The following is a 13082-nucleotide window of genomic DNA, read 5'->3' on the forward strand; positions in this document are numbered from 1 at the left end:
GTCCAGCTGACAGAGCCAAAACTCGCTCGCGAAGTTGGACCACTTCCGGCGTCGAGAATCCGCGGCCGGTACCGTCCCAGGGGCATGACCATCAAGAGCATGCACCACGTCGGCATCACCGTCACCGACCTCGCCGCCACCGTCGCGTTCTTCCAGGAGCTCGGCCTGGAGCTGGAGGGCGAGGCGCACATGGAGGGCACCTTCGTCGACGGCGTGATCGGGCTCGACGGCTCCCGCAGCCGGATCGCGATGATGCGCACGCCGGACGACCGGTACCGGGTCGAGTTCAGCGAGTTCGAGACCCCGCAGAGCATCGACGGCAGCTCCTACGCCCCGATCAACGCCCTCGGCCTGCGGCACGTCGCGTTCGTGGTGGACGACCTCGACGACACCCTCGCCCGGCTGCGACCGCACGGCGCCGAGGTGGTCAGGAACGTCGAGACCTACCAGGACGTCCTGAAGACCTGCTACGTCCGCGGACCCGAGGGCATCCTCATCGAGCTGTGCGAGTACTTCAGCTGAGAGCCCGCGCATAAGCCGTGGGAGAGACACCGACGGTCTGGGTGAAGTCGCGCACGAGGTGCGCCTGGTCGCTGTAACCGAGGTCAGCGGCCAACCGCGCCCACTCCACCTCGGACTCGGCGCGCTCCAACGCCTCGTGGATGCGGTATCGCAGGATGACCCACTTCGGGCTCACGCCGACGTAGTCCGCGAACAGCCGTTGCAGCGTCCGCACCGCAACGCCCTCCGCGCGCGCGAAGTCCGCGACCTTCTGGATCTCGCGGTCGTCACGGATCCGTTGGACGAGCTCCATCGCCAGCGTCGCCTGCGGATCGGGCACAGGTCCCATCCCGAGCAGGAACGCGTCGAGCGCTGCCACCTGCTCGTCCTCGTCGTCCACGTCCAGCACGTCCGACGCGGGCACGTCGAGCCGCACGTGCCTCCCGGTCCAGTGCGACACCGGCTCGGCGCGGAACGGCCGGAACCCGCCGGGCCGGAACTGCACGCCCGCGACCCGGATCCGCCCGTCCAGCACGCGGGTGAACAACCCGAGCCCCACACCGGAGATCTCCGGCTGTGCGTACCCGTGTTCGAAGACGATGTTCACGGACGGATGCGGCACGACGTGCGTGGTGTACGGCGCGTCCAGCTCACCGTCGATCAGCCAGTAGTGCTCCAGGTACGGCTGCAACTGAGCGCACGGCAGACGGCGGCGGAACCGCACGCGGGCGAACAACTCGCGCGCGTCCACGATTCCTCGGGTGTCACGACGCGGCCCCTGCACAGCCCAGATCCTAGGTTGGCGCGTTTTTTCAAGAACGCGGAACCACACACAAATAGCGTCAACGGCATGAAGCTCAGCGTTCTGCTCGACCGCGCCCGCGACCACGCGTTGCCCGTCATCGCGAACATCGGTGACGACGACCTGACCAAGCCCACCCCGTGCGCCGACTACGACGTCCGCGCCCTGCTCGACCACCTGCTGCACGTCGTCGTCGAGTTCCAGAAGCTCGCCGTCAAGCAGGACGCCGACTTCAGCCACACGCCGAACTACCCGGCCTGGCGCGCGCAGTTCCCGTCCGAGACGGCGAAGCTCGTCGAGGCGTGGGGACAGCCCGGTGCGGACGAGGGCGTCGCCGGCAGCATGAACATGCCCGCGCAGACCGTCGGCGGCATGGCGCTGCTCGACCTCACCATCCACGCGAGCGACCTCGCCCAGGCGACCGGTCAGGACTTCGAGCCGGACCCCGAGGTGTTCGCCGAGGTCGAGAAGCTCGTCGAGCAGATGGGACCGATGGCCGTCGAGTGGAACGTGTTCAAGGCGGCCGTCGACGCACCGGCGGACGCCTCGCCGATGCAGCGGCTGCTGGCGCGGACCGGCCGCGACCCGCGCTGGAGTGCTTGACTGGACCGCATGCTGACCATCGGGATGCTCGGCGGGATGAGCTGGGAGAGCAGTGCGGAGTACTACCGGCTCGCGAACGTGCTGGTGCGGGAACGCCTGGGCGGCCTGCACTCCGCGAAGATCGTGCTGCACTCCGTGGACTTCGCCGAGATCGAACGCATGCAGGTCGAGGGCAGGTGGGACGACGCCGGCAAGGCGCTCGCCGAGGGTGCCGCGCAGGTGCAGGCAGGCGGCGCGGACTTCCTGCTGATCTGCACGAACACCATGCACAAGGTGTTCGACCAGGTCCAGGCGGCTGTCGACATCCCGGTGATCCACCTCGGCGACACCACCGCCGCCGCGATCAAGAAGGCGGGCCTGACCACGGTCGGCCTGCTCGGCACCGGCTTCACGATGGACCAGCCGTTCTACCGCGAACGCCTGGAGTCGCACGGCCTGAAGGTCCTGCTGCCGTCTCCGGAAGATCGCGCGACCGTGCACCGGATCATCTACGACGAGCTGTGCCTCGGCATCGTCCGCGAGCCTTCCCGCCGCGCCTACCAGGACGTGATCGCACGGTTCGAGGGCGCGCAGGGCGTCATCCTCGGCTGCACCGAGATCGAACTGCTCATCACCCAGGCCGACGTGCCGCTTCCGGTGTTCCCGACCACGCGCCTGCACGTCGAGGCGGCCGTCGACCGGGCAATTCTGTGAACATGTTGATGTGAGCGCCAGGCAGCGTGAACACCCTGGGAACAGTCTTAGTCACTGAGGGCTAACACACTCCAAGGTGAACCAGGGGACTTCACGTTGAAACGTTCACACATCGCCGCAGGTCTGACGGCTGCCGTGGTCGCTGCCACGGCAGCCGTTCCTGTTTCGGCGGCACCGCAGCAAGAGGTACGTGCCGACGGGCTGACCACCAAGGTCACGCTCATCACCGGTGACGAGGTCACCGTCGCGAGCGGCAAGGTCCGCGCTCGCGGCGCCCGGGGCAGGGAGAACGTCGGGTTCCGCACGTTCAAGGACCCGCAGGGCGACCTGCACGTCATCCCGCTCGACGCCCAGCCCGGACTCGACTCCGGTGAGCTCGACGAGCGCCTGTTCGACGTCTCACTGCTGGCCAGATCCGGCTACGACGACGCGTCCAGCAAGACCATTCCGCTGATCGTGCAGGGGCAGGGGATCAGCGCGGCGAACGCACGGTCGTTGCCGAGCATCGGCGCTCAGGCGGTCACGGCAGACAAGAACGGCGGGTTCTGGGCCGGTGCTCGGGCGGCGGGCACCGGCAGGATCTGGCTCGACGGCAAGGTCACCGCGTCGCTGGACCGCAGCGCCGCGCAGGTCGGCGCACCCCAGGCGTGGGAGAAGGGCTTCACCGGCAAGGACGTCACCGTCGCGATCCTCGACACCGGCGTCGACGAGACGCACCCGGACCTCGCGGGCGCGGTCGTGGAGTCGAAGAACTTCAGCGACAGCGACACGACCGACGACCGCTTCGGTCACGGCACGCACGTCGCCTCCACGGTCACCGGTGACGGCAAGTACAAGGGCATCGCGCCCGACGCGAAGCTCGTCAACGGCAAGGTGCTCGGCGACTACGGCGGCGGCCGGGAGAGCGAGATCATCGCCGGCATGGAGTGGGCCGCGACCAAGGCGAAGATCATCAACATGAGCCTCGGCAGCTCGTGGCCCGACGAGGGCACCGACCCGATGTCGTTGGCGCTCAACCGGATCACCGAGCAGACCGGCGCGTTGTTCGTGGTCGCCGCCGGCAACTCCGGTGGCCCGATCGGTTCGCCCGCCGCCGCCGACTCAGCCCTCACCGTCGGCGCCGTCGACCGCGACGACAAGCTCGCCGACTTCTCCTCGCGCGGCCCGCGCTGGGTGAACAACGCGATGAAGCCCGACATCACCGCGCCGGGCGTCGGCATCGTGGCCGCGAAGGCGAAGAACAGCCAGATCGGCACGCCCGTCGACGAAGGACACATCTCGCTGTCCGGCACGTCGATGGCCACGCCGCACGTGGCGGGCGCGGCGGCGATCATCGCCTCCAAGAACCCCACGTGGAAGGCGGAGGACATCAAGGCCGCGCTGATGAACAGCGCCAAGCCCAACCCGACGCTGACCGTCTACGAGCAGGGCGCCGGACGCCTCGACGTGGGCCGCGCCGCCTCCACCTCGATCTCCACGGACCACGGCGGCCTCACGCTGGGCACCGCCCAGTGGCCGCACGGCGACGACCAGCCGATCACGCGGAAGCTGACCTACCGCAACACCGGCTCGTCGGACGTGACGCTGGACCTCGCCGTCACGGACGTGAAGCCCGCGGCGAACGGCCTGTTCAGCGTGTCCCCGGCCAAGCTGACGATCCCCGCCGGCGGCACCGCCGACGCCACGGTCACCGCGGACACCCGCGCGAACGTGCCGGACGCGATCTACGGCGCGGCCGTCGTCGCCTCCGACGGCACCCGCACGGCACTCGGCCTGGTGAAGGAGGTCGAGAGCTACGACGTGAAGGTCTCGTTCCTCGACGGCGACGGCAATCCGACGAACAACTACACCTACCGGTTCGTCGACGTGAACCAGCCCAAGGCCTACTTCCGGACGGTGCCGGGCTCCACGCTCGTGCAGCGCCTGCCCAAGGGCGCGTTCTTCCTCGACGGGTCGATCTACACCCCGAGCGCCGATCCGACGAAGCGCGGCACCACGACCGTCCTCACCGAGCCCGCGATCGAGGTCACCAAGGACACCGAGATCGTGTTCGACGCACGGCAGGGCATCCAGCCGTCGATCAAGGTCGACCAGGAGGCCACGGCCGCGAGCTCGGAGCTCGCCTTCGACATGAAGGCCAACTGGGGCGACACGGGCGGCACCTGGTACCTGAACGACTTCGAGTCGATCCGCGTCCGCCCGTCCAAGACGTCGTGGCCGAAGTTCACGTTCCACGCCGGGAGCGTCATGGCCAAGCCGGACGGCAACGGCGGCTTCGCGGGCAGCCCGTACCAGTACCACGTGCGGATCATGGAGAACGGCCGTGTGCCGGAGAACCTCCAACGGGCCGTGAAGGACCGCGAGCTCGCGAGGGTCGACTCCGTCACGCACGCCCGTGTGCCGGGCTCGATCGGTCAGCGCGACAACGGCGCCTCCGGCCCGCTGCCGTTGCGGCTCAAGGAGTTCTACACGCCCGACACGCCGTGGGACGGCTCGCTGTCGGAGTTCGTCAAGCTCGGCGAGTACCCGAACCTCGGCAGCCAGTACAGCGGCTTCGGCCGCGTGTTCAAGCTCGGCCGCACCGTCACCGAGCACTGGAACAGCGCCGTGTTCGGCCCCGGCCTGCCCCACGACCCGCGCTACGTGCGGTTCGCCGGTCGCCTGGGCAACCTGCTGCGGGTGAGCGTGCCGATGCACAGCGCCGAGGGCATGAGCGGCAGCGGTCCCGAGACGTCCGGCCGCACCACCATCACGGTCGACGGCAAGGTGGTCGCCGACCAGCCGTACTCCGGATACGCCTACCTGCAGGACGCGCCCGCGGAGAAGAAGCGCTACCAGGTGCACACCGAGTCCACCCGCGACTCGCAGTCGTCGCGGATCACCACGGACTGGTCGTTCACGTCCGAGCACGTCGCGGGCGAGGAGTACAAGCCGATCCCGCTGCTCGCGGTCCGGTTCTCGCCCAAGCTCGACGAGTTCAACCGGGCCGGCAAGGTGGTCACCGTGCCGATCACGGTGGACCGCAACGGAACGGGCAAGGTCACGAACATCAAGGACCCCGCGGTGCAGGTGTCCTTCGACGAGGGCAAGACGTGGAAGCCGGTGCCGCTGCACAAGACGCGGACCGGCTGGCAGGTCACGTTGCTGCACCCGCACGGCGCCAAGAACGTGTCGTTCAAGGCTCGGGCGGCGGACGCGGGCGGTGAGGTCCAGCAGACCATCATCCGCGCGTACGACCTGAAGTGACGGCGTGAGGGGCCGGGCCAGGTCCGGCCCCTCACCGCTACTTCTGGTACGGCGCCAGGGTGTCCGGGTCCACGTCGGGTGCGCTCATGATCGGGTGCACCTCGATCGGCTGGTTGAGGATCTTCCCGCCGGGACCGGGGCAGGCCGAGCACTTCCTGGCGACCTCGAGCAGTCGTTCGTGACTCTCGACGTCGACCACCCAGTACCCGGCGATGACCTCTTTGGACTCCGCGAACGGCCCGTCGACCACGATCGGCGGGCCGTCTCCGTCACCGCCTCGCACCACGAACGCCCGCGCGGGCCCGCTCAGGCCCTCGGACTGGAGCAGCTCACCGGAGGCGCGCAGCTCGGCGTCCAGGTCCCGCATGTAAGCGATCATGCGGTGCATGTCCTCGTCCGACCACGCGGCGAGGCCCTCCCAGTCCTCCTGGTTGCCGCCGTAGCTCACCAGCATGTACTTCACTTCCACTCCCCACCGGTTGCGCGAGCCTTGATCTCCTGCACGGCCCAGCTGTTGCCGTCCGGGTCGTCGAAGAAGATGAACGACCCACCGTCCTGTTCGTTCATGCGCACGATCTCGCCGACCTCGACGCCGCGCTCGACCAGCTGCGCGCGGGCCTTCTCCAGGTCCGAGACGACCAGTTGGACCCCCTTCAACGAGCCCGGCTCGCCTTTCACGATGCCCTTGCCCATCACGATCGAGCAGCCGGAGCCGGGTGGCGTGAGCTGCAGGACGCGGGTGTCGGGGTTGAACGTCGTGTCGTGGTCGAGCGTGAAGCCGAGCTGCTCCTCGTAGAAGCGCTTCGCCCGGTCCAGGTCCGACACCGGTACGACGATGACTTCCAGGGTCCAGTCCATGTCCGTGGTTCCTCTCTGGCGGCTGCCTTGCACGGACTCGTCGAAGCGCTCAGAAACTTTTCGACACGGGGTCCCTGCCCACATACCCGAGCAACCGGTCCTGCAGCGCGGCGTCCTCGGGCACGTCCACCTCCGGCCCGTAGACCTCGATGCCGGGACCGAACGCGCCGGGCGTGCGGAAGCGTTCCATCAGCTCGGGTGGCACCGCCGTCGCGGTGGCCCACAGGCGTTCGACGTCGTCGGCCGGGATGGTCTCGTCCTGGCCGGTGGCGCGGGCGAGGTCCCAGCCGTGCAGCACCAGGTCGTCGCTGACGACCTGGTCGATGTGGTCCTCCAGCGTCATCGGACCGGCGGGTGTGGCGACCTCGGTCGTGGCCCGGTCGGAGTCCAGTGCCTCCTGCACCTGACGGCGTGCCTCGCGGAAGTCCGTGAGCGGGTCATCGGTGCGTGGGATCTGCTGGCCGAGCATCACGCCGTGCATGTCGATGACGTGGTCCACCACCCCACGTGCGGTCCACTTGGCGCACGGCGAGGGGTTGTCCCACTGGTCCGCACGCACGTTCGCGACCTTCATCTCGAACGCGTCCGCACGTGCCCGGTACCTGGCCGAAATCGACATGGGGCTTCACTCCTCGACTGCGCCGCCGATCTTGCGCAGATGCTCGCGGAAGGTGAGTCCGCCGGCCAGGTACTCGTCGAACCGGAGCTGGCTGCGCAGGGACTCACCCTGCCTCACGCGGTCGGCCTGCGCTCGTTCGACGTCGCGGATGCTCTTCGCCTTCGCGACGAGCGCGTCGGCCTCCGCGGCCGGCACGAACAGCACACCGTCGTCGTCACCGAACACGATGTCATCGGCCGTGACGGTCCATTGGCCGACCTCGGCCGTCGAGAGAGCTTCCGGCGCACGGTCGCGCAGGCTCAACGGCCCGGTCGGGTTGGCGCCGAGGCTGAACACCGGCAGCCCGATCGCGCGGATGTCGTGGGTGTCGCGGTGCAGGCCCCAGATCACGACACCGGCGAGTCCCGCCGCCTTCGCTTCGAGCACGACCAGGTCGCCCACGCAGGCCTCGTCGGTGCGGCCGTCGTTGTCGACGACCAGCACGTCACCGGGACGGCTGCGGTCGATGGCCTCGAGGAAGACGTCGACGCTGCCCGCGTGACGGGCCGGCAGGACGCGACCGGAGGTCCTGGTGCCGGGGATGACCGGCGTCAGGGTGGCCGTGCGGACCGGGATGTTCGCCCGGATGCAGGCGTCGGCCAGGTGTGCGGTGGTGAGATCCAGTTCGGCGAGATCCATGCGGAGATTCTTACGCCGTCACGTGCTCCTGTGTCTTCAGGACGTTCGCGGAGAACGCCGCGATCACGCAGAACGCCACCGGCAGCAGGAACGCGACGTTGAGCGGCACGAGGTGCGTCAGCCAGCCGATCACCGCAGGTCCCGCGAGCACGCCGACGTACCCGATGCCGACCACGCGGGACATGTTCGCCGCGGCCGCACCGGCCTCCGCGTGCCCCGCCGCGCTGAACAGCTGCGGCACCGTGCCCGCGAGACCGGCACCGGCGATCGCCCAGCCCACCAGCGCCAGCCAGATCCACGGCGACAGCGCGGCCGTGGCGATGCCGACGGCTCCGATCGCGGATCCCCAGCGCAGCACCGCCACCGGCCCGACCTTCGCGGTGATCCGGTCCGCGAGCAGCCGGCCGGTCGTCATCGTCGTCGCGAACGCGCCGTACGCCAGCGCCGCGACCTGCGGTGAGGCACCGAGGACGTCCTGCAGGTGCAGCACGCTCCAGTCGTTCGCCGAGCCCTCGCTCAGCATGATCATGCCCGCGAGTCCCGCCATGACCCAGATGCGGCGCGGCACCTTGCGCTTGCCCGCCGCCTGCACGACGTGCGCCTCTTCCTTCTCGTCGAGCAGCGCCTTCGCCGTGACGATGCTGACGACGACACCGAGCGCACCAGCGACACCGAGCGTGGTGGCGGGGGAGAGTTCCCAGCCGAGTGTGCGCGCTCCGGTCAACGCGGCCGCCACGCCACCGAGCGACCACGTGGCGTGGAACGCCGACATCACCGGACGCTTGTAGTGCCGCTCCACCACCACGGCGTGTGCGTTCATGCTGACGTCGATCAGGCCGTTGCCGAAGCCGAAGATGAGCAGCGCCGCACCGAGAGTCCACTGACCGGTCGCCAGACCGGGCAGCACGGCCGACACGCTGCAGAACACGCCTGAGATCGGCAGGACCAGCTTCACGCCCACCCGGTCGGTGATCTTGCCGCCGAACCGCATGCCGAGGAACGCGCCCAGCCCGAGCAGCAGCAGCAACCGGCCGAGCTCGGCGTGGTCGATGCCCGTGCGCTCCTCGACGGTCGGGATGTGCACGAGCCACAGCCCGAGCAGGAACCCGTTGAGTGCGAAGTACGTGAAGGTGGCCACCCGCGCGGCCTTGAGAGCGTTCACACGCATCACGCTAACGAACAACCGGTGTGTTCGATAGCTTGAGTTTCGCACATAAGTCATGTTCAATCGCGCTGTGTCCCGTTTGAAGCAGATCACCGAGGCCGTCCGCGACGCCGGCTCCCTGGGCGTGGCCGAACTGGCCTCGCTGACCGGCGCGTCCGAGATGACCATCCGCCGCGACCTGGAGGTTCTCGCCGCCCAAGGCGTCCTGGAACGCTTCCGCGGCGGCGCCCGCAGCCTGCTGCTGCGCGGCTCCGAACCACCGTTCGCGCTCCGCTCGGACGAGAACACCGACGCCAAGCGCCGCATCGCCGCAGCCGTCGCGGACATGATCACGGACGGCGAGTCGGTGGTGCTGGACAGCGGCACCACGTGCCTGGAGGTCGCTCGCCTGCTGCACGACCGACGGCTGACCGTCATGCCGTTGTCGCTGCACGCTGTGAACGCGCTGTCGTCGTCAGCGTCACTCACGCTGCTGGTGCCCGGTGGCCGCCCACGCCCCGGTGAGCTCGCACTGACCGGACCGCTGACGCTCGCCTCGCTGGAGGCGTTGCGCTTCGACACCGCGATCGTCGGCTGCTGCGGCCTGTCGGCGGGGCAGGGCCTGACGGCGTTCGACCTGGAGGACGCCTCGGTCAAACGGGCCGCCATCGCCTCCGCCCGGCGCGTGATCGCCGCCGTCGACGCGTCGAAGCTGACCCGCACCGCGCTCGCGTTCGTCGCCCCGGCCACCGCGCTGGACGCGGTGGTCACCGACGCGGTGGGCGACGAGGAACTGGAGGCGGCGGGCGTGACGGTGGTGACGGCATGATCGTGTTGTTCGACATGTTCGGCGTGATCGCGCGCGACCAGTCGCCCGAGGTCATGGCCACGATGAGCACCGATCCGGCGTTCTGGGACGCCTACTGGGCCCACCGCCCCGCCTACGACCGCGGTGACGTGACGGCGCAGGAGTACTGGGCCCGCGTCGGCCACCCGCCGCTCGTCGAAAAGGACGTCGAGAGCTGGAGCCGAGTCGACTACCGGATGGTCGCGCTGCTGCACGAGCTGCACGGCGCCGGGCAGCGCATCGCCCTGCTGTCCAACATCCCCGAGGACCACGCCCGCAACTTCGAGCGCACCTACGCGTGGCTGGACCTGTTCGAGGTGCGTGCCTTCTCGTGCCGCATCGGCCACGCCAAGCCCGAGCCCGGTGCGTTCCAGTGGTGCCGGGACGCGTTGGGCGACCACGACATCCTGTTCGTCGACGACCGGCTGGAGAACGTGCAGGCGGCCGAACGCGAGGGGATGCGCGGGCATCACTTCACGGGGATCGACGGCCTCCGGGCTTGTCTTCAGGCCGGCCGTCACCGGCGGAGCCGATCCGCGCCGCACCCCAGCGTGTGATCGCTACAGTGCCGCCGTGACCGACGACAGACGCGACGACTGGGAGCTGTTCGACCGCATCAAGGCGGAGCACGAGCGAGACGTCGCGGAGAAGCTGGCCACTGCCAAGGCCGAGGCCGCCGAACGTGGCAAGGAACCGTTCGACGTCGAGAAGGTGCTGGCGATGTACACCCCGTACGACCAGTACCGGTACCCGGCGCCGCTGGAAGAGTTGCGGCGCACCATGGAACGCTCCTACTACCTGACGTCGCGGGAGATGATGACGCTCGCCGAATTCGTCGATCACCTGCGCCGCGCGGACATGGGCTGATGGGCCGCAAACTGCTGGCGGCCGCGTTTTACTCGCCCACGGAGATCAGCCTCGACATGCTCGGCGTCGCCGGAGACGCGTGGGGTCCCTTCAGGAACGTGAACGCGCACGTGATGCGGCTCGACGACCACACCTGCGCGACGGTGCGGTTCTCGCAGCACGAATTCTTCGGCCTGAGAGACGACCACGAGTCCACACCGGGCCTCGCGCGCGACCCCGCCCTGCCGTTCGCCTACTTCTTCCGCGACACGGCGGTGAAGGTCGGCTGTGAGGTGGCGTTCCTGGCCACGCGCCTGCACCAGGCCGACCCCGAGTGGCTGGAGGGGCAGTACTGGGCGGTGCAGGCGCGTGAGGCCGACTGCCTGGTCGCCGAAGCGTTCGGGTTGCTGTACCTCGACGACGGCATGGTCCTCGACTGGGACGCTCCCCGCCTGGACGAACGCAACATCCTGCCGGGCGGCCCCGGACTGACGATCTTCGCCAGCTCCGGCTGGTCCCGGTGGTTCTGACTCAGGCCCCGGCACCGCCGTCGACCGGCACGATCGCTCCGGTCACCATCGAGGCGCGGTCGCTGAGCAGCCACGCGGCGACCTCGGCCACCTCGCGCGGTTCGGCCATGCGACCGAGCGGGGTCAGCGCGACGATGTGGTCGATGATGCCGCCGGACGCCGCCTCCCACGCGTCGATCATCTCCGTGGCGGTGCCGCCGGGTGTGATGCCGTTGACCCGGATGCCCTGACGGGCCCACGTCACGGCGGCGGTCTCGGTGATGCTGTTGAGCGCGCGCTTCATCGCGCCGTACGCGGGCAGGGCGGGGTTCGCGCGGCGGCTGCCGATGCTCGAGGTGTTGACGATGGCCCCGCCGCCGGTGCGGCGCATGAGTGCGGCCTCGGCGGTCATGGCGGTCCAGTGCGCGCGGAAGTTCACCGCGAACTGCACGTCGATGTCCTCGTCGCTGGTGGTGTCGAGCGGGCCGGGCTGCTGGAGCGCCGCGCCGTTGTTGAAGGCGCCGTCGAGCCGTCCGTGCAGCTCCTCGACGTGGTCGACGGCCGCGCGGATGCTCGTGCGGTCGGCGAGGTCCAGCGCGACGGTGTCGGCGACGCCTCCACCGTCGCGGATCTCGCCGGCGATCCGGTCGAGGGCCTCGGTGCCGCGGGCGGCGAGCACGACGGCGGCGCCCTCGGCGGCGAAGAGCCTGGCCGCGGCCTCGCCGATGCCGCGGCTCGCGCCGGTGATGAGGACGACCTTGCCGGTGAGCAGACCGGCGGGTGCGATGTCGTTGGTCATGACGACAACTTCAGCCCGATCGCCGTCGCGCATTCAGGTACAGGCTGTACCAGGATCCGCCGGCGCGCGGCGGGCAGACTCGGGGTATGAGCAAGCACGAGCTCGGGTCGTTCCTGCGCAGCCGCCGCGAACGGCTGCGACCGGAAGACGTCGGCCTCCCATCCGGCCCTCGGCGCCGGACACCTGGTCTGCGCCGAGAGGAGGTCGCGGTCCTCGCGCACATCTCCACCGAGTACTACGTCCGGCTCGAACAGGGCAGGGCGCCGTGGCCGTCGAGTGACGTCCTCGCCGGGATCGCGGGCGCGCTGCGGCTCACCGACGCGGAGTCCGACCACCTCCACCTGCTCGCCGGCACCGCACCGACCCGTGCCCGACTGCACCGCCGCGACGTGCGACCGAGCATCCTCGCGCTCCTGGAACGACTGCCGCAGACGGCCGGGTTCGTCACGTCCGCGATGTTCGAGGTGCTCGCGTGGAACGACCTCGCGGCCGCGCTGATGGAGGACTTCTCCCTGCTCGCCCCCGAGGACCGCAACCTGGCGCGACTGGCGTTCCTCAGGCCACCGGACCGGCCGCCGTACGGGATCTCCGACGGCGCCGAGTTCCGCCACCACGCCGTCATGCAGCTGCGGGTCACGCTCGCCCGTTATCCGGCGGATCCCGCGGTGACCGGGCTGATCGACGAGCTCCTCGCCGGCAGTCCCGACTTCGCTCGGCTCTGGGAGCGCCACGACGTGCAGCCCTCGCCGACGCTCACGAAGACGTTCCACCACCCGGTCGTCGGGGAGGTCACCGTCGACTGCGACTCGCTCGCGCTCACCGACCGCGACCAGAACCTGGTGCTCTACAGCGCACCACAGGGATCCCCTGGTGCCGAGGCGCTGGCTCTGCTCAACGTCCTCGGCCCAGGGGCCCGGATCTAACCCCTGCTGTTTGG

General features: G+C 69.5%; 16 protein-coding genes. 9 read left to right on the forward strand and 7 right to left on the reverse strand.

Annotated elements, in window-relative coordinates:
- Nucleotides 1-84 precede the first annotated feature (84 nt).
- Complete coding sequence (locus ACFOWZ_RS20280; RefSeq protein WP_382374647.1) at nucleotides 85-522, forward strand: VOC family protein; 438 nt, start codon at nucleotides 85-87, stop codon at nucleotides 520-522.
- Here ACFOWZ_RS20280 and ACFOWZ_RS20285 read toward each other — a convergent pair.
- A complete protein-coding gene (locus tag ACFOWZ_RS20285; RefSeq protein ID WP_382374649.1) occupies nucleotides 515-1252 on the reverse strand; it encodes a DUF6597 domain-containing transcriptional factor in 738 nt (245 codons plus the stop codon). The genes ACFOWZ_RS20280 and ACFOWZ_RS20285 overlap by 8 nt on opposite strands.
- Before the next feature lie 99 nt (nucleotides 1253-1351).
- Here ACFOWZ_RS20285 and ACFOWZ_RS20290 point away from each other — a divergent pair, with 99 nt between their 5' ends.
- The 3 genes from ACFOWZ_RS20290 to ACFOWZ_RS20300 all read left to right on the forward strand — a co-directional run bounded on the left by ACFOWZ_RS20290 (nucleotide 1352) and on the right by ACFOWZ_RS20300 (nucleotide 5845).
- Complete coding sequence (locus tag ACFOWZ_RS20290; RefSeq protein ID WP_382374651.1) at nucleotides 1352-1906, forward strand: TIGR03086 family metal-binding protein; 555 nt, start codon at nucleotides 1352-1354, stop codon at nucleotides 1904-1906.
- A gap of 9 nt (nucleotides 1907-1915) precedes the next feature.
- Nucleotides 1916-2599: an aspartate/glutamate racemase family protein gene (locus ACFOWZ_RS20295; RefSeq protein WP_382374653.1), complete on the forward strand. Its 684-nt coding sequence runs from the start codon at nucleotides 1916-1918 to the stop codon at nucleotides 2597-2599.
- A 96-nt stretch (nucleotides 2600-2695) separates the two neighbouring features.
- Nucleotides 2696-5845 (forward strand): S8 family peptidase, encoded by a 3150-nt coding sequence (locus ACFOWZ_RS20300; protein ID WP_382374655.1) that lies wholly within the window; start codon nucleotides 2696-2698, stop codon nucleotides 5843-5845.
- Between the two features lie 37 nt (nucleotides 5846-5882).
- On the opposite strand, the gene ACFOWZ_RS20305 is transcribed toward ACFOWZ_RS20300, so the two are convergent.
- From ACFOWZ_RS20305 to ACFOWZ_RS20325, 5 genes are read right to left on the reverse strand one after another with little or no spacing between them, the layout of a single operon-like run.
- On the reverse strand, nucleotides 5883-6299 hold the full coding sequence (locus tag ACFOWZ_RS20305; protein ID WP_382375107.1) for a YciI family protein: 417 nt from the start codon (nucleotides 6297-6299) through the stop codon (nucleotides 5883-5885).
- Nucleotides 6300-6304: 5 nt separating this feature from the next.
- Nucleotides 6305-6703 (reverse strand): VOC family protein, encoded by a 399-nt coding sequence (locus ACFOWZ_RS20310; protein WP_382374657.1) that lies wholly within the window; start codon nucleotides 6701-6703, stop codon nucleotides 6305-6307.
- A 49-nt stretch (nucleotides 6704-6752) separates the two neighbouring features.
- Nucleotides 6753-7322 carry a TIGR03086 family metal-binding protein gene (locus tag ACFOWZ_RS20315; protein WP_382374659.1) on the reverse strand — a complete coding sequence of 190 codons (570 nt, stop codon included), beginning with the start codon at nucleotides 7320-7322 and terminating at the stop codon, nucleotides 6753-6755.
- 6 nt (nucleotides 7323-7328) lie between these two features.
- Entirely contained in the window at nucleotides 7329-8000 is a 672-nt protein-coding gene (locus tag ACFOWZ_RS20320; RefSeq protein WP_382374661.1) for an RraA family protein, read from the reverse strand.
- A gap of 10 nt (nucleotides 8001-8010) precedes the next feature.
- Nucleotides 8011-9168, reverse strand: a complete 1158-nt coding sequence (locus ACFOWZ_RS20325; protein ID WP_382374663.1) for an MFS transporter — start codon at nucleotides 9166-9168, stop codon at nucleotides 8011-8013.
- A 67-nt stretch (nucleotides 9169-9235) separates the two neighbouring features.
- Between ACFOWZ_RS20325 and ACFOWZ_RS20330 the strand changes: the two genes are divergently transcribed.
- Genes ACFOWZ_RS20330 through ACFOWZ_RS20345 form a run of 4 tightly spaced genes read left to right on the forward strand, consistent with a single transcriptional unit; the run spans nucleotide 9236 to nucleotide 11367 of the window.
- Nucleotides 9236-9973, forward strand: a complete 738-nt coding sequence (locus tag ACFOWZ_RS20330; RefSeq protein ID WP_382374665.1) for a DeoR/GlpR family DNA-binding transcription regulator — start codon at nucleotides 9236-9238, stop codon at nucleotides 9971-9973.
- Nucleotides 9970-10548, forward strand: coding sequence for an HAD-IA family hydrolase (locus ACFOWZ_RS20335; RefSeq protein ID WP_382374667.1), 579 nt, complete (start codon nucleotides 9970-9972; stop codon nucleotides 10546-10548). Before ACFOWZ_RS20330 ends, ACFOWZ_RS20335 begins: the two co-directional genes overlap by 4 nt.
- Nucleotides 10549-10564: 16 nt before the next feature.
- The gene (locus ACFOWZ_RS20340) at nucleotides 10565-10858 is read left to right on the forward strand and encodes a hypothetical protein (RefSeq protein WP_382374669.1); all 294 of its coding nucleotides are present in this window, start codon (nucleotides 10565-10567) and stop codon (nucleotides 10856-10858) included.
- On the forward strand, nucleotides 10858-11367 hold the full coding sequence (locus tag ACFOWZ_RS20345) for a hypothetical protein (RefSeq protein WP_382374671.1): 510 nt from the start codon (nucleotides 10858-10860) through the stop codon (nucleotides 11365-11367). Before ACFOWZ_RS20340 ends, ACFOWZ_RS20345 begins: the two co-directional genes overlap by 1 nt.
- A gap of 1 nt (nucleotide 11368) precedes the next feature.
- Here ACFOWZ_RS20345 and ACFOWZ_RS20350 read toward each other — a convergent pair whose 3' ends face one another.
- On the reverse strand, nucleotides 11369-12145 hold the full coding sequence (locus tag ACFOWZ_RS20350) for an SDR family NAD(P)-dependent oxidoreductase (protein WP_382374673.1): 777 nt from the start codon (nucleotides 12143-12145) through the stop codon (nucleotides 11369-11371).
- A gap of 86 nt (nucleotides 12146-12231) precedes the next feature.
- Here ACFOWZ_RS20350 and ACFOWZ_RS20355 point away from each other — a divergent pair, with 86 nt between their 5' ends.
- Nucleotides 12232-13068: a helix-turn-helix transcriptional regulator gene (locus ACFOWZ_RS20355; protein WP_382374675.1), complete on the forward strand. Its 837-nt coding sequence runs from the start codon at nucleotides 12232-12234 to the stop codon at nucleotides 13066-13068.
- Nucleotides 13069-13082: the final 14 nt, after the last annotated feature.

The organism is Lentzea rhizosphaerae (genome assembly GCF_042649515.1).
GTDB lineage: Bacteria > Actinomycetota > Actinomycetes > Mycobacteriales > Pseudonocardiaceae > Lentzea > Lentzea aerocolonigenes.